The organism is Collinsella sp. AF14-35, from assembly GCF_003464565.1.
GTDB lineage: Bacteria > Actinomycetota > Coriobacteriia > Coriobacteriales > Coriobacteriaceae > Collinsella.
Window position 1 is genome coordinate 64,672 of sequence record NZ_QRZD01000003.1, and the last position, 23,076, is coordinate 87,747.

At 60.7% G+C, this 23,076-nt stretch carries 21 protein-coding genes; 19 read left to right on the forward strand and 2 right to left on the reverse strand.

Annotation, left to right across the window (positions count from 1 at the left end; all coding sequences use genetic code 11):
* Window positions 1-39: 39 nt before the first annotated feature.
* A complete protein-coding gene (gene adhE / locus DWW12_RS01890) occupies window positions 40-2,688 on the reverse strand; it encodes a bifunctional acetaldehyde-CoA/alcohol dehydrogenase (RefSeq protein WP_117758530.1) in 2,649 nt (882 codons plus the stop codon).
* A 514-nt stretch (window positions 2,689-3,202) separates the two neighbouring features.
* Window positions 3,203-3,391, reverse strand: a complete 189-nt coding sequence (gene rpmB / locus DWW12_RS01895) for a 50S ribosomal protein L28 (protein ID WP_022094725.1) — start codon at window positions 3,389-3,391, stop codon at window positions 3,203-3,205.
* A gap of 451 nt (window positions 3,392-3,842) precedes the next feature.
* Here rpmB and pyrR point away from each other — a divergent pair, with 451 nt between their 5' ends.
* From pyrR to dnaJ, 19 genes are all read left to right on the forward strand, one after another.
* Window positions 3,843-4,427, forward strand: a complete 585-nt coding sequence (pyrR, locus tag DWW12_RS01900; protein WP_006236123.1) for a bifunctional pyr operon transcriptional regulator/uracil phosphoribosyltransferase PyrR — start codon at window positions 3,843-3,845, stop codon at window positions 4,425-4,427.
* A 4-nt stretch (window positions 4,428-4,431) separates the two neighbouring features.
* On the forward strand, window positions 4,432-5,376 hold the full coding sequence (locus tag DWW12_RS01905; protein WP_035138537.1) for an aspartate carbamoyltransferase catalytic subunit: 945 nt from the start codon (window positions 4,432-4,434) through the stop codon (window positions 5,374-5,376).
* Window positions 5,360-6,649, forward strand: a complete 1,290-nt coding sequence (locus DWW12_RS01910; protein ID WP_117564269.1) for a dihydroorotase — start codon at window positions 5,360-5,362, stop codon at window positions 6,647-6,649. The genes DWW12_RS01905 and DWW12_RS01910 overlap by 17 nt, the downstream gene beginning before the upstream one ends.
* 116 nt (window positions 6,650-6,765) lie before the next feature.
* Window positions 6,766-7,533 (forward strand): dihydroorotate dehydrogenase electron transfer subunit, encoded by a 768-nt coding sequence (locus DWW12_RS01915; protein ID WP_117854723.1) that lies wholly within the window; start codon window positions 6,766-6,768, stop codon window positions 7,531-7,533.
* 14 nt (window positions 7,534-7,547) lie between these two features.
* Window positions 7,548-8,456: a dihydroorotate dehydrogenase gene (locus tag DWW12_RS01920; protein WP_006236128.1), complete on the forward strand. Its 909-nt coding sequence runs from the start codon at window positions 7,548-7,550 to the stop codon at window positions 8,454-8,456.
* Entirely contained in the window at window positions 8,450-9,166 is a 717-nt protein-coding gene (pyrF, locus tag DWW12_RS01925; RefSeq protein WP_117564271.1) for an orotidine-5'-phosphate decarboxylase, read from the forward strand. The genes DWW12_RS01920 and pyrF overlap by 7 nt, the downstream gene beginning before the upstream one ends.
* 239 nt (window positions 9,167-9,405) lie before the next feature.
* Entirely contained in the window at window positions 9,406-9,714 is a 309-nt protein-coding gene (gene mihF / locus DWW12_RS01930) for an integration host factor, actinobacterial type (protein ID WP_006236130.1), read from the forward strand.
* Window positions 9,715-10,284, forward strand: coding sequence for a guanylate kinase (gmk, locus tag DWW12_RS01935; RefSeq protein WP_099431806.1), 570 nt, complete (start codon window positions 9,715-9,717; stop codon window positions 10,282-10,284).
* A gap of 5 nt (window positions 10,285-10,289) precedes the next feature.
* Complete coding sequence (locus DWW12_RS01940; protein ID WP_035138532.1) at window positions 10,290-10,571, forward strand: DNA-directed RNA polymerase subunit omega; 282 nt, start codon at window positions 10,290-10,292, stop codon at window positions 10,569-10,571.
* On the forward strand, window positions 10,572-11,816 hold the full coding sequence (gene thiI / locus DWW12_RS01945; protein WP_117854724.1) for a tRNA uracil 4-sulfurtransferase ThiI: 1,245 nt from the start codon (window positions 10,572-10,574) through the stop codon (window positions 11,814-11,816).
* Between the two features lie 213 nt (window positions 11,817-12,029).
* On the forward strand, window positions 12,030-12,743 hold the full coding sequence (locus DWW12_RS01950) for a ComEA family DNA-binding protein (protein WP_117564273.1): 714 nt from the start codon (window positions 12,030-12,032) through the stop codon (window positions 12,741-12,743).
* On the forward strand, window positions 12,740-15,043 hold the full coding sequence (locus tag DWW12_RS01955; protein WP_117854726.1) for a DNA internalization-related competence protein ComEC/Rec2: 2,304 nt from the start codon (window positions 12,740-12,742) through the stop codon (window positions 15,041-15,043). The genes DWW12_RS01950 and DWW12_RS01955 overlap by 4 nt, the downstream gene beginning before the upstream one ends.
* A 78-nt stretch (window positions 15,044-15,121) precedes the next feature.
* Complete coding sequence (holA, locus tag DWW12_RS01960; protein WP_117854727.1) at window positions 15,122-16,084, forward strand: DNA polymerase III subunit delta; 963 nt, start codon at window positions 15,122-15,124, stop codon at window positions 16,082-16,084.
* 133 nt (window positions 16,085-16,217) lie between these two features.
* Window positions 16,218-16,484, forward strand: a complete 267-nt coding sequence (rpsT, locus tag DWW12_RS01965; RefSeq protein ID WP_022094714.1) for a 30S ribosomal protein S20 — start codon at window positions 16,218-16,220, stop codon at window positions 16,482-16,484.
* A gap of 96 nt (window positions 16,485-16,580) precedes the next feature.
* Window positions 16,581-18,392 carry a translation elongation factor 4 gene (gene lepA / locus DWW12_RS01970; RefSeq protein ID WP_040359843.1) on the forward strand — a complete coding sequence of 604 codons (1,812 nt, stop codon included), beginning with the start codon at window positions 16,581-16,583 and terminating at the stop codon, window positions 18,390-18,392.
* A gap of 4 nt (window positions 18,393-18,396) precedes the next feature.
* Window positions 18,397-19,440 (forward strand): tRNA dihydrouridine synthase DusB, encoded by a 1,044-nt coding sequence (dusB, locus tag DWW12_RS01975; RefSeq protein WP_117854729.1) that lies wholly within the window; start codon window positions 18,397-18,399, stop codon window positions 19,438-19,440.
* Window positions 19,441-19,442: 2 nt separating this feature from the next.
* Window positions 19,443-20,675 (forward strand): radical SAM family heme chaperone HemW, encoded by a 1,233-nt coding sequence (hemW, locus tag DWW12_RS01980; RefSeq protein WP_117854730.1) that lies wholly within the window; start codon window positions 19,443-19,445, stop codon window positions 20,673-20,675.
* A gap of 58 nt (window positions 20,676-20,733) precedes the next feature.
* Window positions 20,734-21,837 carry a DnaJ domain-containing protein gene (locus DWW12_RS01985; RefSeq protein WP_187362361.1) on the forward strand — a complete coding sequence of 368 codons (1,104 nt, stop codon included), beginning with the start codon at window positions 20,734-20,736 and terminating at the stop codon, window positions 21,835-21,837.
* Window positions 21,838-21,918: 81 nt separating this feature from the next.
* The gene (dnaJ, locus tag DWW12_RS01990; RefSeq protein WP_117854732.1) at window positions 21,919-23,067 is read left to right on the forward strand and encodes a molecular chaperone DnaJ; all 1,149 of its coding nucleotides are present in this window, start codon (window positions 21,919-21,921) and stop codon (window positions 23,065-23,067) included.
* Window positions 23,068-23,076 lie beyond the last annotated feature (9 nt).

Genomic DNA, 23,076 nt, shown 5'->3' on the forward strand with positions numbered 1-23,076 from the left:
AACAACCGTGCACCCCCGCCGTTAAAAACCGTGCTAAAACTAGCAGACGGCGTAGTCCTGAGGCTCGCGGCCGTAGTAGGCGTCCAGGTAGAGCTCCTTGATCTCGCTCATGAGCGGGTAGCGCGGGTTTGCGCCGGTGCACTGGTCGTTGAATGCCTGCTCGGTCATCTCGTCGAGGGTGTCGAGGAAGTACTGCTCGTCAACACCGTAGTCGGCGATGGTCTTCTTGACGCCGATGAAGTCCTTGAGCTCCTCGAGCTTCGTGATGAAGTTCTCGAAGACCTCCTTGTCGTCCTTGCCCTCGATGCCGCAGTACTTGGCCATCTCGGCGTAGTTGTGCAGCGCGTTGGGGTAAGGATACTGGGAGAAGGTACCCATCTTGACGGGAGCCTCGGCGGCGTTGTAGCGCATAACGCGGGTCAGGATGACGGCGTTGGCGAGGCCGTGAGGCAGGTGATGGAAGGCGCCGAGCTTGTGAGCCATGGAGTGGTTGAGGCCCAGGAAGGCGTTGGCGAAGGCCATACCGGCCATGCAAGAGGCGTTGTGCATCTCCTCGCGGGCATGCGGGTCCTTGGCGCCGTTCGTGAAGCTGGAGGGCAGGTTCTCGAAGACGAGCTTAGCAGCGCGCTCGGAGAGGCCCTTGGTGTAATCGGAAGCCATGATGGAGACGTAGGACTCGATGGCGTGGGTCATGACGTCGATGCCGGAGGCAGCGGTCAGGCCGCGCGGGGCGGTCATGCAGTTGTCGGCGTCAACGATAGCCATGTTGGGGAGCAGCGCGTAGTCGGCGAGCGGCCACTTGATGCCGGTCTCCTTGTCGGTGATGATGGCGAACGGCGTGCACTCGGAGCCGGTACCCGAAGAGGTCGGGACGGCGACGAAGTAGGCCTTCTTGCCCATCTCGGGGAAAGTGAAGATACGCTTGCGGATGTCCATGAAGTCCATGGCCATGTCCTCAAACTTGCACTCGGGGTGCTCGTACATCATCCACATGATCTTGCCGGCGTCCATAGCGGAGCCACCGCCGACGGCGATGATGACGTCCGGCTCAAAGAGAGCCATCTGCTTGGCGCCGCGACGTGCGCACTGCAGCGACGGATCGGGCTCGACGTCGTAGAAGCAGTCGTGGGCGATGCCCATCTCGTCGAGCTTGGCCTCGATGGCGCGGGTGTTGCCATTCTTGAAGAGGAACTGGTCGGTGACGATGAAGGCGCGCTTCTTGCCCATGACGGTACCGAGCTCGTCGAGAGCGACGGGCGTGGAACCCTTCTTGAAGTAGACCTTCTCGGGAGCGCGGAACCACAGCATGTTCTCACGGCGCTCGGCCACAGTCTTAACGTTGATCAAGTGCTTCACCCCAACGTTCTCGGAGACGGAGTTGCCGCCCCAGGAGCCGCAGCCCAGGGTCAGAGACGGCTTCATGCCAAAGTTGTACAGATCACCGATGCCGCCGTGCGAGGACGGGGTGTTGATGACGATACGGCAGGCCTTCATGACGTGCTCGAACAGGCTGATCTTCTCGGCCTGGGCGGGGTGCACGTACAGAGAGGCGGTGTGGCCCGGGCCACCGGCGAGCACCAGGTGCTCGGCCTTGTCGACGGCCTCCTGGAAGTCCTTGGCGTGATACATGGCCAGGACCGGGGAGAGCTTCTCGTGGGAGAACTCCTCCTTGGCGGGGTCGGTGGAGGTGACCTCGGCGATCAGGATCTTGGTCTTGGCAGGAACCTCGATGCCGGCGAGCTCGGCGATCTTGGCGGCAGCCATGCCGGGAATGCGGTGATCGAGAGCGCCGTTCTTGAACATGGCGGCACGCAGGGCCTCCATCTCGGCACCCTGCTTGACGAAGTAGCAGCCGCGCTTCTGGAACTCGGCTTTGACCTGGTCATAGATGGTGTCGATGACGGTCACGGACTGCTCGGAAGCGCAGATCATGCCGTTGTCGAAGGTCTTGGAGTGGATGATGGAGTTGACGGCGAGCAGCACGTCGGCGGTGTCGTCGATGATGACCGGGGTGTTACCGGCGCCAACGCCCAGGGCGGGCTTGCCCGAGGAGTAGGCGGCCTTGACCATGCCCGGGCCACCGGTGGCGAGGATGATGTCGACGTCGCGCATGACCATGTTGGTCAGCTCGATGGAGGGGACATCGACCCAGCCGATGATGCCCTCGGGGGCGCCGGCCTTGACGGCGGCGTCAAGCACGAGCTTGGCGGCGGCGATGGTGCACTTGGCGGCTGCCGGGTGCGGGGAGATGATGATGCCGTTGCGGGTCTTCAGGCTGATCAGCGTCTTGAAGATCGCGGTGGAGGTGGGGTTGGTCGTCGGGATGACGGCGCCCACGATGCCGATGGGCTCGGCGATCTTGGTGATGCCGTAAGCCTCGTCGCGCTCCAGAACGCCACAGGTCTTGGTGTTCTTGTAAGCGTTGTAGATGTACTCTGCGGCGTAGTGGTTCTTGATGACCTTGTCCTCAAGAACGCCGCGGCCGGTCTCCTCGATGGCCATCTTCGCCAACGGGATACGAGCCTTGTTGGCGGCCATGGCGGCCTCATAGAAGATCTTGTCGACCTGCTCCTGCGTGTACGTAGCAAAAAGCGCCTGGGCCTCTCGCATCTGAGCGAGCTTAGCCTCAAGCGCCTCTACGTTGTCCACAATTGCGGGAGTAGTGTTTTCCGGTGACTTTTTCACCATTTGTGTCTCCTTGCGATCGGAGATTTACCCTACGACTTTCATGATAGCAAGAAATTATTCGGCGAACGGCAAGATTCCCGTAAAAGGCATACTAAAACGCTTCAATAAATTGAAGCGTTTTAACTAAAACTATCTGCCAGTGCAGCGCCCCGCTCATTAGGGACAGACTAATATAAGTATTTCAATGGGAAAACGGGGAGAACGGGGCATCTGTTTGATAATCGCTATTCGCGGGTCGCTGTTGAGTCGGACACGCAGGCGGTGCAGCTTCTCGATTATATCCATCTCAATCCTGTGAAAAGTGCAATCGACTCACTCGAGACGTACCGTTGGTCAAGCTTTAAGGCATATCAGCTAGGCTATGATTCCTTTGACATCTGCAAACACTCATGTAAGTCTGTCCCCAATGAGTGCAAAAGGCGCCCTCCTTAGGGGAGGGCGCCTTTGGTAAGTTCTATGTGAACGCGAGGTCTTTGACCCGGAGAGTCCGAGGTACTTGTTGGTAAGACCTTATTTAGGAGCGCGCAACCTTGCCAGACTTGAGGCAGGTGGAGCAAACGTTCATCTTGCGACGGTGACCATCGACGACGACGTAGACGCGCTGGATGTTGGGGCGGAACTTACGGTTGGTGACGCGGTGAGAGTGGCTGATGGAGCGACCGGCAACGGGGTGCTTACCGCAAACTTCGCAAACTTTGGACATAACTGACCCTCCTTGGGCGACAAACGAACATGTCGCGTTAACAAACAAGCCTGAACTATAGCACAGAAGCAGCTCCCTGTGCGTAATCTACACAGAGATATTCCTCTTTTGGCGATAGTGCTCACGCCACGGCCCTGGACGTAGATCCGATTTGCGTGCAGCAGAGGGGATTATGCCAGCTCGTGCGTGCGTTTTCAAGCTCGTCCCACAAATATATATAGGTTTATGGAGCACCTGCGCCCGTTTACGGATTGCCCTGTATTTATGCTCGCAATTAAGCTCGAGGTTGGCTACACTATCCCTTGACCATTAAAGGGGTACGAGATACCCACATGGAATTACATAGCTGCCAAAGAGCAGCCCTTCCTGTGGGTGTCTGGTCCGCTTTAAGCGGTCGGGCATCTATTTTTTTGACTGTGTCAGCAGTCAAGACATGTGAGGAAGGAGATCGATGGGCACGACTTCCCCCAAGGCGGTCATCATGGACGAGACCGCCGTTAATCGAGCGATGACCCGCATCGCGCACGAGATTCTCGAGCGCAACGAGGGCTGTGAAGACCTCGCTCTGGTCGGCATCGTCACGCGCGGCGACCTTCTGGCAAAGAAGCTCGCCGAGGAGATCAAGGAGATCGAGGGCGTCGACGTTCCGCTCGGCAGCCTGGACATCAGCTTCTACCGCGATGACTATGCGACCAATTTCGCTCCCGCGATCCACGCTACCAACATTCCCTTCAGCGTCGACGGCAAGCGCGTCGTGCTGGTGGACGACATCCTGTATACGGGCCGTACTATCCGCGCCGCTCTGGATGCCGTCATGGACCTGGGCCGTCCGAGCCGCATCGAGCTGGCAGTTCTCGTTGACCGCGGTCACCGTGAGCTCCCCATCTCGCCGGACTTTGTCGGCAAGAACGTTCCCTCGTCGCATGAGGAGAATGTGCACCTATATATGAAGGAAGTCGACGGCCACACCGCCGTCGAGATTAACGACGTCGCGCCGGGTTCCCACGTGGGCTCCGCGCCGCTGGGAGGTGAGTAGTACCGTGGCGTTCAACCATAAGCACCTGATCGACATTACCGAGTACTCCGAAGAGGACATCAAGCTCATCCTCGAGACCGCCAAGGCGTTCTCTGAGGTCAACGAGCGTGCGATCAAGAAGGTCCCCACGCTCAAGGGCAAGACCATCGTCAACATGTTCAACGAGCCCTCGACGCGCACCCGCAGCTCCTTCGAGCTCGCCGAGAAGCGCCTTTCGGCCGACAGCCTCAACTTTGGCGGCTCCTCGACCTCCACGGTCAAGGGCGAGAGCCTCGTCGACACCGTCGAGACCCTCAACGCCTACAAGATTGATTGCATCGTCGTTCGCGATAAGCACGCCGGTGCTCCCTACATCGTCACGCAGAACTCGCCCGCGAGCGTCATCTGCGCCGGCGACGGCAAGCACAACCACCCCACGCAGGCCCTGCTCGACCTGTACACCATCTGGGAGCACAAGGGTGACTTCCACGGTCTGAAGGTCGCCGTCGTCGGCGATATCGCGCACTCCCGCGTGTGCGGCTCGCTGATCCCCGCCCTTAAGATCATGGGCTGCGAGACCTACGCTGTCGCCCCCGGCACGCTGCTGCCGCCGGCGCCCGAGGTTCTGGGTTGCGACCACGTGACGAGCGACCTCGATTCCGTCCTGCCCGAGCTGGACGTCGTCTACATGTTGCGCGTGCAGCAGGAGCGCCTCGAGGGCGCACCGTTCCCCACGATTCGTGAGTACCACAAGCTCTTCGGTCTGACCAAGGACCGCGAGAAGCTCATGAAGCCCGATGCGATTATCTGCCACCCGGGCCCCATCAACCGCGGCGTTGAGTTCGACTCCTATATGGCCGACCACCCGCAACGCTCCGTCATCCTGGAGCAGGTCTACGCCGGTATCTGCGTGCGTATGGCTATCCTGTATCTGCTGCTTGGAGGTGCCGATAATGGCCTTGCTTCTTAAGAATGCCCACGTCGTCGATCCGTCCGTCGAGCTTGACGGTGTCGTCGACGTCCTGATCGACGGTGACAAGATCGCCGAGGTCGGCGAGAACCTCGCCGCCGAGGGAGCCGAGGTCCGCGACCTTTCCGGCAAGTATCTCGTCCCCGGCCTGGTGGATATGCACGTGCATTTGCGCGAGCCTGGCTACGAGGTCAAAGAGGACATCGAGAGCGGCACCCGCGCTGCTGCCAAGGGCGGCTTCACCGGCGTGTGCGCCATGCCCAACACCGATCCCGTCACCGATAACGGCACCGTCGTGGAGTTCGTCAAGTCCCGCGCTGCCGAGGTCGGCCACTGCCGCGTCTATCCGTCGGGCGCCATGACCCGCGGTCTTAAGGGCGAGGCCATGTCCGAGATGGGCGATATGGTCGCCCACGGCGCCGTCGCCTTCACCGACGATGGTCGCGGCGTGCAGGGCGCGGGCATGCTCCGTCGCTGCATGGACTACGGCAAGATGTTCGGCAAGGTCTTTATGAGCCACTGCCAGGACGAGGATCTGGTCGGCCACGGCCAGATCAACGAGGGCAAGGTCTCGACCCGTCTGGCCCTCGAGGGTTGGCCGGCCGCCGGCGAGGAGCTCCAGATCGCCCGCGACATCGAGATCGCCAAGCTGACTGGTGCCAAGCTGCACATCCAGCACATCTCCACCGCTCATGGCCTGGAGCTCGTGCGTGCCGGTAAGGCTGCCGGTGTCCAGGTGACCTGCGAGGCCACCCCGCACCACATGTTCCTGACCGAGAACGACCTGGACGAGACCTACAACACCTCGCTCAAGGTCAATCCGCCGCTGCGCACTGACGAGGATGCCGAGGCCATCCGTCAGGGTGTCATCGACGGTACCGTCGACGCTATCGTTACCGACCACGCTCCCCACACCCCGTGGGAGAAGGCCCGCGAGTTCGAGCTCGCGCCCTTTGGAATGATTGGCCTCGAGACTTCGCTGTCGCTCGTGCTCACTGAGCTGGTCAACACGGGCAAGATGAGCGTGAGCCGCATGGTCGAGCTCATGGCCATCAAGCCGCGTGAGATTCTGGGCCTCGATCAGGTTCAGGTCAAGGCGGGCTCTGTCGCCGACCTGACCGTGTTCGACCCCTCCGCAACCTGGACGGTTGGCGAGGACGGTTACGAGTCGCGCGCCGAGAACTCCGGTTTTGCCGGCCGCACGCTCACCGGTCGTGCCACCGATGTATTTGTCGGCGGTAAACAGACGCTTGCCGACGGCTGCATCTGCTAGCATAGCCTTATCGCTTTTGTGCGCGGCGCCCTTGCGGTGCCGCGCTTTCTGTTCGTTTAGACCATGCAACCGCATGGGGGATTGGAGCGTCTATGCCCACACCTTCCACTGCACGCATGCACGACTTCGAGGTCGTCTCGAACCGGGAGATCGCCGACGGCATCTTCTCGCTCGTTATCTCGGCCCCCAAGCTTGCAAGTGCGCTCAAGCCCGGTCAGTTTGTGAACATCGCCGTCCCCGGCGATGCGTCTTCTCTGCTTCGTGTGCCCTTGAGTTTCTACCGCGCCGACGCCGAGGCCGGCACCGTCGAGCTGTGGTACGCCGTCGTGGGCGACGATACCCGCCGTTTGTCCCAGATGGGCCCTGGCTCCACCTCTAACCTGTTGGGCCCCGGTGGCCGTGGCTGGATGGTACCCGAGGGCACCAGGAAGGCACTGCTCGTCGCCGGTGGCATCGGCGTTCCGCCTGTGCTGTGTCTTGCCGGCATGCTTGCCGAGCAGGGTGTTGATATGGACGTGTGCCTGGGCTTTGGCACCGCTTCCAAGGCCGTGGGTGTCGATGAGTTCCGTGCGCTGGGCGCCACGGTTAACGTGTGCACCGACGACGGTTCGCTCGGCACGCACGGTTTTTGCACCGATCCGGCAGCCGAGCTGCTTGGAGAGGGCGGCTACGACTACGTCGCCAGCTGCGGCCCCGCCGTCATGATGAAGAAGGTCGCCGCCGCTGCCGCCGAGGCCGGTGTGTACTGCGAGGTGTCGCTCGAACGCATGATGAGCTGTGGCTTTGGCGCCTGCAACACCTGCAATGTCGAGACGGTCGACGGTATGAAGGGTGCTTGTATGTGCGGCCCCGTGTTCGATGCTTCCAAGGTGGTGGTCTTCTAGTGGGTACCGTGAACATGGCCGTCGATTTCGGCGGCGTCAAGATGCAGAACCCCATTAACACCGCAGCCGGTACCTTTGGCTACGGTTGGCAGTTCCAGAACTTCTTTGATGTTTCCCAGCTGGGCGCCATCACCACCAAGGGTTGCGCTGCCGAGCCCTGGCCCGGCAATCCCGCGCCCCGCATGGCCGAGATTCCCGGCGGTATGATCAACTCCGTGGGTCTTCAGAACCCCGGCGTGGCCGCCTTTGCCCGCGAGTCCGGTCCGTGGCTCGAACAGCTGTCCAAGGACGGCTGCCAGGTCATCTGTCAGGTTGCCGGTCACTCCGTTGACGAGTTTGTCCGCGCACTCGAGATGTATGTCGAGCTGTGCCCCTGGGCTGCCGGCTACGAGATCAACGTGAGCTGCCCTAATATCGCCGCCGGCGGTGCCGCCATGGGCTCCACGCCCGAGGGCGCCTCTTCCGTTATGGCTGCTTGCCGCAAGGTGACCGATAAGCCGCTGTTCGTGAAGATGGCGCCGGTCAACGTCGCCGAGATCGCCAAGGCCCTCGAGGCTGCCGGCGCCGACGGCCTTTCGGTCATCAACTCCATCCAGGGCATGGCCATCGACGTCCATACTCGCAAGTCCCGCGTGGCCAAGCCCAAGGGCGGCCTTTCGGGCCCGCTGTGCCACCACATCGCCGTGCGCATGGTCTGGGAGGTTGCCCAGGCCGTCGATATCCCCATCAACGGTGTCGGCGGTGTCATGACTGGCGAGGATGCGGCTGAGTTTATCCTGGCCGGCGCCACCTGCGTGTCGGTCGGCATGGCCAACTTCGTCGATCCGTGCGCTTCGCTTAAGATCGCGCATGAGCTCGAGGCCTGGGCCGAGTCCCAGGGCGTAAAGGACATCAACGAGCTGGTGGGTGCTTTCGAATGCTAGAGAATGATGCCCGCGACCGTGTTATCGTCGCCCTCGACTGCGACCGTGAGCGCGCGCTCGAGCTCGCCCACGAGCTTTCGGGCCATGCCGCCTGGCTCAAGGTCGGCATGACGCTCTATTACGCTGAGGGTCCCCAGATCGTCAAGACCTTTAAGGACCTTGGCTTTAAGGTCTTCCTCGACCTTAAGTTCCATGACATTCCGCATCAGGTGCGCGGCGCTGCCCGCTCGGCCTCGCTTGCCGGTGCCGACCTGCTTTCGGTCCACGGCCTGGGCTCGGGCGCTATGCTCGCTGCCTGCCGCGAGGGTGCCGAGGAGGCGCGCGAGGACCGCGCCAAGCTCGTTGCCATCACCGTGCTCACGAGCATGAATCAGGATGCCTTGAGCGAGATTGGCGTCGAGTCCCCCGTGGCCGAGGAGGCCGCCCGCTTGGCAAAGCTCGCTCAGGCCAACGGCATCGATGGCATCGTGTGCTCGCCGATGGAGGCTCACGACATGCGTGAGCTGCTGGGTCCTGATGCCCTGATCGTGACTCCGGGTGTGCGTCCGGTGGGTGCCGCCCTTGGTGACCAGTCCCGCGTGGCGACGCCTTCCCAGGCTATCGAGCGTGGCGCAAGCCACATTGTGGTGGGCCGTCCCATCACCGGTGCCGACGATCCGGTTGCCGCCTTTGACGCCATCGTCGCCGAGCTGGTCGAAAACGTCGCGTAAAAGATTCCCCTAAGTCACCACTTTTGGGTCTCATTAGCACAAAATAGCCCCTGTGCCTGCGTAAACTTTCCCATCCTTTGTGTGGAATCGCAGGTCAGGGGCTTAACTTTGGGCGCAGTATATTGCACTTTTTGCGGGTATCGTCTAACCTATGGAGCCGCGATTAGGCATTTTGTACGTTCTACGTGCTAAAATGCCAATTATTGAATCAGATATAACCCAACTATTTGGAGGTACGAATGGCACTCCCTCAGCTTACCGACGAGCAGCGCAAGCAGGCTCTTGAGAAGGCTGCCGCCGCACGTCACGCCCGCGCTGAGCTTCGCGAGCAGATCAAGAAGGGCGAGAAGTCCCTCGAGTCCGTGCTCAACTCCGATGACCCCATCGCTTCCCGCATGAAGGTTTCCACCCTCATCGAGTCTCTCCCCGGTTATGGCAAGGCCAAGGCCGCCAAGATCATGGAGGAGCTCGGTATCTCCGCTACTCGTCGCGTCCAGGGCCTCGGCGTCCGTCAGCGCGAGCAGCTCCTCGAGCAGCTGACCAAATAAGTGAGCGCTCAGGATTCCAAGCTCTTTGTGATTTCTGGACCGTCAGGCGCAGGCAAGGGTACGCTCGTCACTCGTGTGCGCGAGCGCCGCTCGAACCTGGGTCTGACGGTTTCGGCTACCACGCGAGCACCACGCAAAGGTGAGGTCGACGGCGTCAACTACTTTTTTCTGACGCGCGAGGAGTTCGACCGCCGCGTGGCAAACGGTGAGTTTGTTGAGTGGGCCGAGGTCCACGGTAACTGCTACGGCACGTTGGTGAGCGAGGTCACATCCAAGCTCGCCTCGGGCTCGTCTCTGATTTTGGAGATCGATGTCCAGGGCGCCCTGCAGGTGAAGGAGCGTTTCCCCGAGGCCGTGCTGATCTTTATCAAGCCGCCTTCGCTTGAGGTACTCCGCGAGCGTCTGGTCGGTCGCGGTACCGAGACGCCCGAGACGATTGAGCTGCGTATGGCAAACGCCGCCGATGAGCTTGCCCTTGCCGACCGCTACGACGACGTCGTGGTGAATGACGATCTCGACCGCGCGACCGATGAGCTCGTTCGCGTTCTCGATATGCATGAAAGGATCTGAGGTCCGTGTCCGTTGTAAAGCCTTGCATTGACGATCTTCTGGAGAAGACCGATCACAACCGCTTCCTGCTCGCTTCGCTTGCCTCCAAGCGCGCCTGCGACATCAATAGCATGCTGCGTGGCCAGCACAACCGCGTGCTTGCCGTCCAGGATGTCGATGACATCACCATCGGGCTTTCCGGTGCCGATACCATCTCGATGGCTATGGACGAGATTGTCGACGGTGACATCTCTTACGACGAGGCCCGTTACGAGAAGGCGCTTGGCCACAAGGTTGCTGAAGCCTAAATGGCGGCTCGCGTCTGCCTGGTCCACTATCACGAGGTTGGACTGAAGGGCAAGAACCGCGCACATTTTGAGCATATCCTCATGGATAACATCAAGGCGGCCTTGGCCGCCTTTTCCGTGAACGCCGTGTCTCGAATTTCCGGTTATATCCTCGTGACCTTTAACGAGCATCAGGCCGACGAGGCGGCGCGTGTCATTCGCACCGTCCCCGGTGTTGCCCGTGTGTCTATGGCGTATCACACCAACCGCGACCCGCAGGAGTACTGCGCCGCCGCCGTGAAGGCACTGCGCGAGTTTGGTTCCTTCGATTCGTTTAAGGTGCACGCCAAGCGCTCCAATACCGACTATGAGCTCACCTCGATCGATATTAATCGTCAGGTGGGCGAGGTACTGTGTGAGGCCTTCCCCGATAAAAAGGTTCAAATGCACGACCCCGATGCGATGGTGCACGTACTGGTGGTCCAGGGTAGCGTTTATGTGTACGCGCGCTCCGAGCGCGGCGTGGGCGGTCTGCCGGTGGGTTCTGCCGGCAAGGTCGTGACGCTGCTGTCGTCGGGTATCGATTCTCCGGTGGCGACCTGGATGCTCGCGCGTCGCGGCGCGGTGTGCGTGCCGGTGCATTTCTCCGGTCGTCCGCAGACGCCTGATACGAGCGAGTATTTGGTGCAGGACATCATCCGTGCGCTTGAGCCGGGTGTCCAGATCGGCCGCCTGTACGTGGTGCCGTTTGGCGACTGCCAGCGTGAGATTTCGGTCACCTGCCCCAGCAACCTGCGTGTGATCATGTATCGTCGCATTATGTATTCGGTTGCCGAGCGCATTGCGCACATCGAGGGCGCCAAGGCCATCGTTACGGGCGAATCGCTTGGGCAGGTTGCCTCCCAAACGCTTGAGAACATCATGGCCGTCAACGAGGCCGTGAAGATCCCCGTGTTCCGTCCTCTCATCGGTTCGGACAAGCAGGAGATCATCGCGCGTGCTGAGGAGATCGGTACGTTCGATATCTCGACTGAGGCCGCTCCCGACTGCTGCACGCTGTTTATGCCGCGCCGACCCGAGACGCACGCTAAACTCGATGCCGTGCATGAGGCCTGGGAGTTGTTCGATCATGAGGAGATGATCGAGCGCCTGCTCAAGCAGACCGAGTACATCGACTTCGAGAGCGACACGTATAAGGCCCCTAAGACCTTAAAACGCAAACATTCGGAGCTTGCTCCGCGTGAGATTTACCAAGATTACGAGTAAATTTGTGCATAGACCGACGATGCGCCTGCATCGTCGGTCTTTTGCTATCTGGGCATTTTGCGGCTAAGCGTTCATTTGCTGACGCGTGCCTGAATAAATGGACAGATTTGTGCAAGGTTTTGGTCGGTTTTTGGTTTGACCGCAAAAACCGGTTTTGGGGCGTGGCTGTTGTGGAACTCCTTTCCCGACACGATGGTGTTGGGAGGTTTTGCTATGGCGCAGCGCGAACAACACGAACGAGTCAAAAAGATGGACCGCTGGGCGGGCAAACTGCTCGGTCATAAGGCAGTGGTGATGGCGATACTGGTCGTCATTGCGATGGCGAGTGGGCTGGCGATGGCGAACCTTGGCGGCGGTGCCGGCGGTGTGTCGTTTGAGCGCACTGATGGTTCGGGCACGTTAGTGGAGCCGGGATCCGGCGATGCTTCGAGCGGAAAGACATCCGAAGGCTCTTCGCCTAAGGCGTCTGCCGCGGCAGAGGTCTATGTCGATGTTGATGGCGCCGTGGTGTCACCCGGTGTATATCGCCTCAAAGACGGGGCGCGGGTGGCTCAGGCGATTGATGCCGCCGGCGGACTGGCGCCCGAAGCAGACGTTACGGGGCTTAATCGTGCATCCAAGGTCACTGATGGACAAAAAATTCACGTTCCAACGGTAGGGGAGCAGCAGGCGTCCATTGCGGAAGCCGGTGTTGATGGTGGGACTTCCGCATCGTCGGGCGTTAGTGGCGCAACAGGCCTAGTAAACATCAATACGGCAAGCGCAGAAGAGCTGCAGACGCTTTCGGGCATCGGCCCCTCCATGGCCCAGTCGATTATCGATGAGCGGACAAAGAACGGTGCTTTCGCCTCGGTTGACGATCTGATGCGTGTGTCGGGAATCGGCGAGAAGAAGCTTGCCAAAATCAAAGATTGCATCTGCGTATGAGCGCGACCGAGCGCGAGCACGTGATGCCTCCGCGACCCCTGATTCCGTGGACGATGGCCCTGTGTGCCGGCATGTGCGTGAGCTGCGCCTTGGTGCTCAGCATAGCCGCTGATGCGCTGCTGAGGGAGCGGGCGACGGCGGTCGGGCCGCTATGGGCCATTCCCGTTGCGGCAGCGGTTTTCGTTGTGCTGGCTCACTCTTGTGCGCGGCTTGCCCCTTTGAAGCGGTGGCTGTATGCCGCGTCCGCCGGTCTCGTGGCGGGAGCGGTCGTCTCGGCGTGGTGGGCTGTGGGTGTGCTCAGCGCCTCGAAGGCGCTCGACGGTCGAGCGGCAAGCGGCCTCGAGTTTGTCGTGCAGGGTGATCCATCCATAAACGACGACGTGTATTCCTATACCTGCGAGGCACGCGCGGACGGTAAGAACTTGGCAACGGTTCGCCTATCGTGTGATCGTGAGCTCAAGGTCGGGGCGCACGTGCGTGTTATCGGTCGCGTTTCGCGTTTTGAGAACGATGCATATGGACGATCGCGCGTGCTCCGAGGCGAGGTGCGTAAGGTTAAAGCCGTTCGGATTGTGTCGGTCGATGAGGGTTCTCCGGGGCCGCTGCTTCGGCTGCGAAATGGGCTGCTTGCGTCCATCGCGCCTGCGACCGACCCGGCGCGTGCGCTCATAGCTGGAGTCGTCTGCGGTCGTTCGGCCGAGCTGCGCGCCCAGCCGGCGGGCGACTGGTTTTCTGTGACGGGAACGGCACATCTTATCGCCGTCTCGGGCAGCCATTTGGCTATCGTGGGGTTTGTAATCGAGGGCGTATTGCAAAAGACTCGGTGCTCACGTGGTCTTCAGCGGGCGATATTGGCGATAGCGCTTGTGGGCTACGCTGCATTTACGGGCGCGTCTCCCTCGGCCGTGCGCGCGTGCTGCATGGTGTTCGCGACGCTTGTCGTAAACGGCGCGGGGCGTCGCCGGCACGGCCTTTCGGCGCTCTTCGCAACCATGTCCATCTTTGTGCTACTACGGCCGACGGTGCTGTTCGAGATGGGCTTTCAGCTATCATGTGCCAGCGTCTTAGCCATTCTGTGCTTTTGCCCCTATGCGACCTACGCTTTGGGTGAGCTGGGCGTGCCATCGGGCTTTGCCAGCATGCTTTCCGTCACGCTATGCTCGCAACTGGCGACACTTCCCATCACCATTCCTGCCTTCGGTACATTCTCGCTCATTGCTCCGTTGGCAAATGCGGTCATCGGTCCGGTGGTGAGCGTACTGCTCGCTGTGTCGATCGTTCTGGCTCCCTTTTCGCTTGTTGGACCGTTGCGGACTTGGGCGCTCGTTGTGCCCATGATTTCCGCCCGTTGCGCGCTGTTCTTCGAGCAGCTGTTTGCCGCCATGCCGGGTGCATCCGTGAGCGTGCCGCCCGATAGCATGTGGATTTACCTATTGCCGTGTTTTCTGGCGGTTCTGCTGGTCTGGTGGCCGCGTCCCCGTGCACGTCCTATGGCGGCGGGGTTTGCATGCCTGATGCTCTTGGCTGCGATTCCGTACGTCTATTGGGATCGATTCGCTCCGCCTTCGGTGACGGTGCTCGATGTGGGCCAGGCCGATGCGATTCTTATCCGCCAAGGCGGCGCAGTAGCTCTCGTCGACTGCGGGCTCGACGAGCGCGTGGTGGCGGCGTTGGTTCGCAATAACGTGCACCATATCGATGCCGTCTTTGTGACGCATTGGGATGAGGACCACTGGGGTGGTTTGCCTGCCGTGCTCGAACAGTTTTCGGTCGGAACGATTGCCGTGGCGGCGGATGCGCTGGAGGATGCTCCTGCCGAGGTATTGAACCGACCTGGCGTGGAGTATCGGCAGGTGCGCCGTGGGGATATGGTCGACATCGGCTCATTTTGCGCCCGCGTGATGTGGCCATTCGAGTCCGTGGATGGCGAGGGAAATGAGGACTCGCTCGTCCTGCTGCTCTCTTATGTTCAGGAAGGCAAGGGCCTGCGCATGCTCCTCACCGGTGATGCCGAGCTCGACCAAGAACGGGAATTCGTGCAGGAGGTGGGGGATATCGATGTCCTTAAACTTGGGCATCACGGCTCCAAGGTTTCAGTCGATGGCGAGTTGCTGGGCGTCCTGAAGCCCGAGCTTTCCCTCGCAAGCGCCGGTGAGGGGAATCGATACGGCCATCCGTCCGATGCCTGCATCGATGCCGTTAAGGAAGCGGGTGGTGTGTTCGCGTGTACCATCGAACACGGCGACATTACCGTCACGCCGACTGCGAATGGTTTTGCGATGCGATGCCAGCGACCGTGACGACGTCGTTGGCGTGCGGTGGGCCCCTGGGCTAGAATGGCACGGAACGAATGCGAAGGCCTGCGGGAGGGGAGCGCAATGTCCGAAACCGGTCTGCTGCCGGCATATCTGATCGTCGGTACCGACGGAGTCAAGCGCGATCACGCCGTCTCGCGTATGAAAGCGCGTCTGGAAAAGTCGGGCATGGTCGAGTTCAACCTCGACGAGCGCGACATGACCAAGGACCCCGATATCGAGTCCATTATCGGATCGCTTAACACCTTTCCCATGGGCAGTGAGTTTCGTCTGGTAATCCTCGATGGCTGCTCAAAGCTCGCCAAGGCGGTCTCGGAGCCGCTCGTTGGGTATCTGGCGAGTCCCAGCCCCACAACGGTCTGCCTCATCATCGCCGACTCACTTGCCAAGAATGCGCGCCTGTATAAGGCAATCGCCAAGATCGACAAGAAGGCTATCGTCGATTGCTCGGGTACCAAGCGCTGGGAACTGCCGCGCCGTGTTCAGCAGATGGCGACGCAGCGCGGTAAGTCGATTTCGACGGCGGCCGCCGAGGAGCTCGTCTCGCGTTCGGGCGAAAACACGCGCATGCTCGATAACGACTTGGCTAAGCTTGCCCAGATGGTCGAGTCGCCCCAGATTGAACTTGCCGATGTTGAGCGCTGGATTGTACGTACGGCCGAGGTCCAACCCTGGGACTTCCTCAACGCCGTCTCGGCTCGCGATATGCGGCGTTCGCTTGAGCTCTTTAAGCTCCTGCCCTCCAAGAGCTACGTGTGGACTTACACATTGCTGTGCGGTCGCATCCGTGAGCTGATCGTCGCCAAGGCGCTTGATGCGCGCGGACAGGGTCGCGAGCTGGCCGCAACGCTCAAGCTCCAGTCCTGCCAGGTCAAGAATCACCTTACCTGGGCGCGTCGTTTTTCGATGACCGAGCTCGTCGCAGCGCTCGAGGGTGCCGTTGATGTGGAGCTCGCGCTCAAGGGTTCGGCAGATTCCGAGACCGCGCTTTTGCTCTGGATTACGAACATCTTGAGAAAATCGTGATGATACCTGCCTATTTGACAAATTCGTTCTATCCCTTTGAGAGGGAGCGTGCTATAGTAGGCGCTTGCATGACCTCACCGTGTCTCAGAGGTGTCATACATTTTTTGCAAGGAACTCGAAAGGAACTCCAGAAGTGGCAAACATCAAGTCTCAGAAGAAGCGTATCCGCACCAATGAGGCAGCTCGCATGCGTAACAAGGCTGTCAAGTCCGAGCTCAAGACGCTGACCAAGCACGTCCAGTCCGCCGTCGCCGAGGGCGACGCCGAGAAGGCCCAGGCTGCCCTCAAGACCGTCACGAAGCGTCTCGACATGGCTGCCGCCAAGCATGTTATCCACAAGAACCAGGCTTCCAACCGCAAGTCCGGTCTTGCCAAGCTCGTGAACAGCATCAACGCCTAAGTTGTAAATTTCACACCACACAGATTACGCGCATAAATGGAGCCTGTTTTATGGAACAGGCTCCATTTTTTGTACCGCTCGGGTAAGATAGTCCGCATGAATACTTCAATTGACATTTCCCACATCCGCAACTTCTCGATCGTTGCGCACATCGACCATGGCAAGTCCACGATCAGTGACCGCATCCTCGAGCTCACCCATACCGTCGACGAACGCGACATGGAGTCGCAGCTGCTCGACACCATGGATATCGAGCGCGAGCGCGGCATTACGATCAAGTCCAATGCCGTCCGCGTTTCCTATGACGCCGACGATGGTGAGACGTATCAGTTCAATCTGATCGATACGCCGGGCCACGTGGACTTTACCTATGAGGTCTCGCGCTCGCTGGCAGCCTGTGAGGGCGCGGTACTCGTTGTCGACGCCACGCAGGGCGTCGAGGCGCAGACCGTCTCCAACGCGACGCTCGCCATGAACGCCAATCTGGACATTGTGCCGGCCATCAACAAGATCGACCTGCCCTCGGCGCACCCCGACGAGGTTAAGACCGAGATCGAAGACGATCTGGCCATTCCCGCAGACGATGCCGTGTGCGTGTCGGGCAAGACCGGTGAGGGCATCCACGATCTGCTGGAGTCCATCGTCTTTTTGATCTCGCCTCCCAAGGGCGATGCAAATGCCCCTCTCAAGGCACTTATTCTGGATTCGTACTTCGATGAGTACCGCGGCGTCGTCGCCACGGTGCGCGTCTTTGATGGTTCCATCAAAAAGGGCGATACCCTGCGCATGATGCAGGCCAAGGGCGACTTTTTGGTCGACGGCGTGGGCGTCAAGCGTCCTGCCGAGACCCCGGTCGACGCGCTGACGGTCGGCGAGGTCGGATATGTGGTCACGGGCTTGAAGGATCCCGAGGCCGTTCGCGTGGGCGATACCCTTACGTGGGCTTCCAACCCCTGTCCCGAGCCTCTGCCGGGCTACCGCGAGGCCAAGCCCATGGTCTACACGGGCCTGTTCCCGATCGACAACAAGGACTACGAGAACCTGCGCGACGCGCTCGATAAGCTGCACGTCAACGATCCGTCGTTGGTGTGGGAGCCCGAGACGTCGGTGGCGCTCGGTTTCGGCTTCCGCGTGGGCTTCCTGGGCCTGCTGCATATGGAAGTCGTCAAGGAACGCCTGGAGCGCGAGTTCAACCTGGACCTCATTGCCACGAGTCCCTCGGTCGACTATCACGTCTACAAGACCGACGGCGAAATGATTGATGTCCGCAGTCCGCAGGACCTTCCCGAGGCCACGCGCATCGAACGTATCGAGGAACCCTACCTCAAGGCAAAGATCATCTGTCCGCCTGAGTACACGGGTGCCGTCATGCAGCTCGCCATCGAGCACCGCGGCGTCACAACCGACATGATCCACCTGACGAGCAAATCGGTCGAGATGCGCTTCGATATGCCGCTCGCCGAGCTCATCTTGGACTTCTTTGACCAACTCAAGAGCCGTACCAAGGGCTATGCTTCGCTCGATTACGAGTTCAACGAGTATCGTCCCTCCGAGCTCGTCAAGCTCGACATCCTGCTTTCGGGCGACGAGGTGGACGCGCTGTCGTTTATCGTCCATAAGGACAAGGCATATGGCCTGGCCCGTGGCCTGTGCGACAAGCTCAAGGAGATCATCCCGCGTCAGCTGTTCGAGGTGCCCATCCAGGGTGCTATCGGCAACAAGATCATCGCCCGTTCCACCGTCAAGGCGCGTCGCAAGGACGTTCTTGCCAAGTGCTACGGCGGCGATATCTCGCGTAAGCGCAAGCTGCTCGAGAAGCAGAAAGAGGGCAAGAAGCGTATGAAGGCCATCGGATCGGTCGAGGTCCCGCAGGAGGCCTTTATGGCGATCCTCAAGGTGGACGAGTAGGTCTATGGCTCTTTCCGAATATAGTCTGCGGCTGCTGGGCGCCTATGCCGAGCAGCCGTTCCTTATGGCTCCCATGGCGGGCGTGACCGACCCTGCCTATCGCATCATGTGTCGCCGCCGCGGTGCCAACCTTGCCTACAGCGAGATGGTGAGCGTGGCAGGCCTTGCCTATGCCAGTAATAAGACGTGGCGCCTGGTGCTACCGGCCGACGAGGAGCAGCAGATTTGCGTGCAGCTCTTTGGCTCCAAGCCCGATCAGTTTGCGAGCGCCGTCGCCGCCGTCGAGGAGCGCGTTGGCGATCGCCTGTCGCTCATCGATATCAATATGGCATGTCCCGCCCGCAAGGTCGTTACCAAGGGCGAGGGTTCGGCGCTCATGCGCACGCCCGACCTGGCCGAGAAGATCGTCGAGGCCACGGTGGGCGCGGCGCACGTGCCCGTGACCGTCAAGATTCGCAAGGGCTTTTATGCCGAGGACCGCAATGCCGCGACATTTGCCCAGATGCTTGAGGGCGCAGGGGCTGCCGCAGTCGCCGTGCATGGTCGTTGCGCCACGCAGCTCTACACGGGCCAGGCCGATTGGTCGGTCGTCGATGAGGTTGCCGACGCTGTCGAGATTCCCGTGATTGGTTCGGGCGATGTGTTCTCGGCCGAGGACGCTGCTGAGCATCTGCACGGCTCGGGTGCCAGCGCGGTGTTTATCGCGCGCGGCATCTACGGCAATCCGTGGGTGTTCGGCGATGCTCGCGCCCTTGCGCTCGATGGCATGCCGGTTCCTTCTCGCTCCTCGGTCGAGCGCTTGGACGCTCTGCGTGAGCACCTAACGCTGACGCATGAGCTCTTGCCTCTCATGTCGCGCGCCCGCACGTACGCAAGCTGGTACTTAAAAGGCATGCCCCATGCCGCCGCCTGGCGCGCTCAGGTGGTGCGTTGCTCTACGTACGAGGAGTTCATGTCGCTGGTCGATGATATCGAGCGCGATGTGGTGGCCTGCGAGGCCGCGCTTGCCGCCGGTGAGTCGGTGCCCGCTCATCCGCTGGAGGCTTAAGGGTGGCCGTTACCGCGCTGTACGTGCACGTGCCGTTTTGCGCTCAAAAATGCCGCTATTGCGACTTTGACTCGCGCAGCTTTGCTCTGTGTGATTTGGATGCTGCGCTCGATTCCTATTTTGAGCAGCTGTATGCGCGCCTCGATTCCTTTGGCGACGCCGGGGCGCTTGCGCAGGTCCGCACGGTCTATATTGGCGGCGGCACGCCCTCACTGGCTGGGGAGCGCCTGGTGAAACTTGCCCGTCGTATCTCCATGTGGTGCAAGCCCGTTGAATTTACTTGCGAAGCCAATCCTGAGTCGCTGACCGTCGAGCTCGCCACCGCGCTTGCCGAGGCGGGTGTCACGCGCATCTCTCTGGGCGTGCAAACCCTCGACAATACCGAGCTGGCTGCTATTGGCCGCATTCACGATGCTAATCGGGCACTTGCGGCTATCGCGACGGTGAAGGAAGTTGGCCTCGATGTGTCGTGCGACCTGATGTGCGGCCTTCCCGGGCAGACGGCCGCAAGCTGGCGGAGCACGCTCGATGGCGTGCTGGCGGCGGCGCCGCATCATGTGTCGATCTACCCGCTCACGCTTGAGGAGGGGACGCCCCTTTATCGCATGGCGTGCCGTGACGAGTCGCTCGAGCCCGATGAGGATTTTCAGGCTTCGTGCATGGACGCGGCGCGTGAGCGCCTGGGTGCGGCCGGCTATCATCCGTATGAGGTGGCGAGCTACGCGCTCGACGGCCATGAGTGCGCCCATAACATTGCCTACTGGACCGGACAGGGCTACCTGGGCCTGGGTCGTTCTGCCGCGGGCATGCTCGACGACGAGGATTTCGACCGTCTTGCAGGTTTGTTCCCCGGCGTGTCTGCTCGAGGCGACGCGTACCGTGTGCGTTTGGTTCAGCGCGACGATGACGCGACGTCGTTTGAGGCCGAATACCTGTCGCAGCGAGAGGCTGCGGCCGAAGACCTGATGCTCGCTTGTCGCATGACGCGCGGTATTGCGTCCGACCTGTTGGTTCGCGCGGCTCGTGTCATCCCGGCCGATGAGCTGACAGCCGCTTGTGATCGCGCGCTCGAATTGGGTCTTGCCACTTGGGTGCCCGAGACGCTCGGGGTCCATGAGGGACCCTTTGCTTCGGCAGATGTCGTCGCGGGCCATGTTCGAGCTCGTTTAGCACCGACACACCTGGGCTGGCTCGATGGAAATGTTCTGTTCGAGCTGTTTTGGGATCTAGCTTAGGCCGCTCGGGTAGAATTACCGGAATATATACGCTGCTGTGAGCAGGAGGTTGCCGCGCATGGCGACGATGAACGAAAAAGATTACTACGAGATTCTAGGTGTCTCCAAGGACGCCACCTCGCGTGATATTCAAAAGGCCTTCCAGCAAAAGGCCCGTAAGCTCCATCCGGACGTCAACAAAGAGCCGGATGCCGAGGAAAAGTTTAAAGAGGTTTCCGAGGCCTACGCCGTGCTTTCGGATGAGCAAAAACGTGCGCGCTACGATGCCATGCGTTCTGGCAATCCCTTTGCCGGTGCCCCTACGGCTTCGCCCTATGGTGGCGGCTATGCCGGCAACACGGGCTATGGCAATCCCTTTGAGGGCGGCTTTCCTTTTGGCGGTGCCTGGGGCCAGCAGCGTCGCGGCCAGGCTGCCTACAATCCCGAGAACGGCGCCAACGTGGTCGTCGATATCAAACTGGACGCCAAGGAGGCCAAGGACGGTGCCCGCAAGACCGTCCGCTATACGCGCTTCGATACCTGTGGTCACTGCGGCGGCTCGGGTTCTGTCTCCTCCGAGCATGCCCATACCTGCCCGAGCTGCGGTGGCCGCGGGCACATCGACGTCGACTTGTCCTTCCTGTTTGGTGCGGGCACGTTCCAGTCGGTCTGCCCCGAGTGCGGCGGTTCCGGTAAGGTCGTGGCCGACCCCTGCCCCGATTGCGGTGGCAGCGGTCGTACTCGCGTAACCTCCGAGCAGACGATTGAGTTTCCTGCCGGCACGCACGATGGCGACGAGGTCCGCATTAGCGGCATGGGTCACGCCGGCACTAACGGTGCCGCTGGCGGTGATCTAGTCGGCCGTGCCCATGTCGAGTCCGAGCGCTTGGAAGGCAAAGCTCGTACCGGTTTTTACCTGATGGGCATCGTGGCGCCGTTTTTGGTACTCTCGGCCATCTCGGGCGTGTTCTCGGCCTTTGCCGTGATGTGCTTTATTCCGTTTACCATGGGCCTGTTCATGGTGCTTTCGGACGGCGTGCTTCATCGCAGCCTGCTGTGGTGGAAGCGCGGTGCGATGCAGTTTGCCAACGGTTTTGCCAATGGCTTCATGTTCGCGCTCGTGTCGGTTTGGTTCGCGAGCTGCTCGCAACGGGCCATGCTTTCGCCTTACGGAATGCAATAACATCAAACCCTCTGTTTGCGGTTGGCCCAGCTTGGGTATAGGACGCACTGTGACAATAATGAAAGTCGGAAGGATTCGGTCGTGTCGGAAAATAGGGATTACTACGAGGTACTTGGCGTCGACAAGGATGCCGACGCGCGGACGATTAAGCGCGCGTTTCTAAAGAAGGCCCGTACCGTACACCCGGACGTTTCGGACGACCCCGAGGCCGAGGCCAAGTTCAAGGAGCTCAACGAGGCCTATTCCGTTCTTTCCGATGAGCAGAAGCGTGCTAACTACGACCGTTACGGCACTGCCGACGGCCCTGGTGGTTCGGGCTACGTCGATATCAACGATATCTTTGGTGGTATGGGCATGGACGACTTGTTCTCGTCGTTTTTTGGCGGCGGTGCCGGCGGTGGCGCCCGCAGCCGTCGCGAGCGTCGTCGCGGTCGTGACATGGCCATCTCGCTTTCGGTGACGCTCGAGGAGGCGGCGCTCGGCTGCAAAAAGACAATCAGCTATGACCGCTTTGCTCCTTGCGAGGACTGCAATGGCACCGGTAGGGCAGAGGGCGCACAGGAAAAGCAGTGCGGCCGCTGCCACGGCACGGGCTATGTCACGACGGTTCGGCGATCGTTTTTGGGCCAGGTTCAGTCTTCCTCGCCTTGCCCCGACTGCCATGGCGAGGGCACGGTTATCGACCATCCCTGCGAGACCTGCGATGGTCAGGGCCGCACGCCTTCGCATGAAAAGATTGACATCGATATTCCCGCCGGCGTTTCGACCGGTCGACAGCTGCGTGTGAGCGGCTTTGGCGAGGCCGGTCTTCGCGGCGAGCCTTCGGGCGACTTGATTGTCAACGTGCGCGTTGCCGACCATGAGCGCTTTAAGCGCAACGGTGACGACCTGTACCTGGTGAGCGATATCTCGATTGCGCAGGCTGCGCTCGGCTGCGAGATCGAGGTCGAGGGCATTATGCCCGACGAGGTCGTTAAGGTGTGCGTCCCCGCCGGCGCCCAGTACGGCGACACCGTGAGCGTCAATAATTACGGAATGCCGCGCATTGGCGGTGGCGGTTCGCGTGGCCGCTTGATCGTGCAACTGCGCGTGGTCGTTCCCACCAATCTTTCCAATAAGCAGCGCGAGCTGCTCCGTGCTTTTGCCGATGAGATGGGCGATGACGTCGCTTCCGGTAAGAAGTCGGAGACCGACCGTATCAAGAGTGCCCTCGACGATATCCTCGATTAAGGAGCCCGC

Excerpts from the sequence above, each read along its gene's own strand:
- DWW12_RS01955 (WP_117854726.1), top strand. The coding sequence starts at position 12,740 with ATGAGCGCGACCGAGCGCGAGCACGTGATGCCTCCGCGACCCCTGATT.
- dusB (WP_117854729.1), top strand. The coding sequence starts at position 18,397 with ATGGCTCTTTCCGAATATAGTCTGCGGCTGCTGGGCGCCTATGCCGAG.
- adhE (WP_117758530.1), bottom strand. The coding sequence starts at position 2,688 with ATGGTGAAAAAGTCACCGGAAAACACTACTCCCGCAATTGTGGACAAC.
- mihF (WP_006236130.1), top strand. The coding sequence starts at position 9,406 with ATGGCACTCCCTCAGCTTACCGACGAGCAGCGCAAGCAGGCTCTTGAG.
- holA (WP_117854727.1), top strand. The coding sequence starts at position 15,122 with ATGTCCGAAACCGGTCTGCTGCCGGCATATCTGATCGTCGGTACCGAC.
- pyrR (WP_006236123.1), top strand. The coding sequence starts at position 3,843 with ATGGGCACGACTTCCCCCAAGGCGGTCATCATGGACGAGACCGCCGTT.
- rpmB (WP_022094725.1), bottom strand. The coding sequence starts at position 3,391 with ATGTCCAAAGTTTGCGAAGTTTGCGGTAAGCACCCCGTTGCCGGTCGC.
- DWW12_RS01920 (WP_006236128.1), top strand. The coding sequence starts at position 7,548 with ATGGCCGTCGATTTCGGCGGCGTCAAGATGCAGAACCCCATTAACACC.
- DWW12_RS01915 (WP_117854723.1), top strand. The coding sequence starts at position 6,766 with ATGCACGACTTCGAGGTCGTCTCGAACCGGGAGATCGCCGACGGCATC.
- thiI (WP_117854724.1), top strand. The coding sequence starts at position 10,572 with ATGGCGGCTCGCGTCTGCCTGGTCCACTATCACGAGGTTGGACTGAAG.
- DWW12_RS01950 (WP_117564273.1), top strand. The coding sequence starts at position 12,030 with ATGGCGCAGCGCGAACAACACGAACGAGTCAAAAAGATGGACCGCTGG.
- pyrF (WP_117564271.1), top strand. The coding sequence starts at position 8,450 with ATGCTAGAGAATGATGCCCGCGACCGTGTTATCGTCGCCCTCGACTGC.
- DWW12_RS01985 (WP_187362361.1), top strand. The coding sequence starts at position 20,734 with ATGGCGACGATGAACGAAAAAGATTACTACGAGATTCTAGGTGTCTCC.
- DWW12_RS01910 (WP_117564269.1), top strand. The coding sequence starts at position 5,360 with ATGGCCTTGCTTCTTAAGAATGCCCACGTCGTCGATCCGTCCGTCGAG.
- lepA (WP_040359843.1), top strand. The coding sequence starts at position 16,581 with ATGAATACTTCAATTGACATTTCCCACATCCGCAACTTCTCGATCGTT.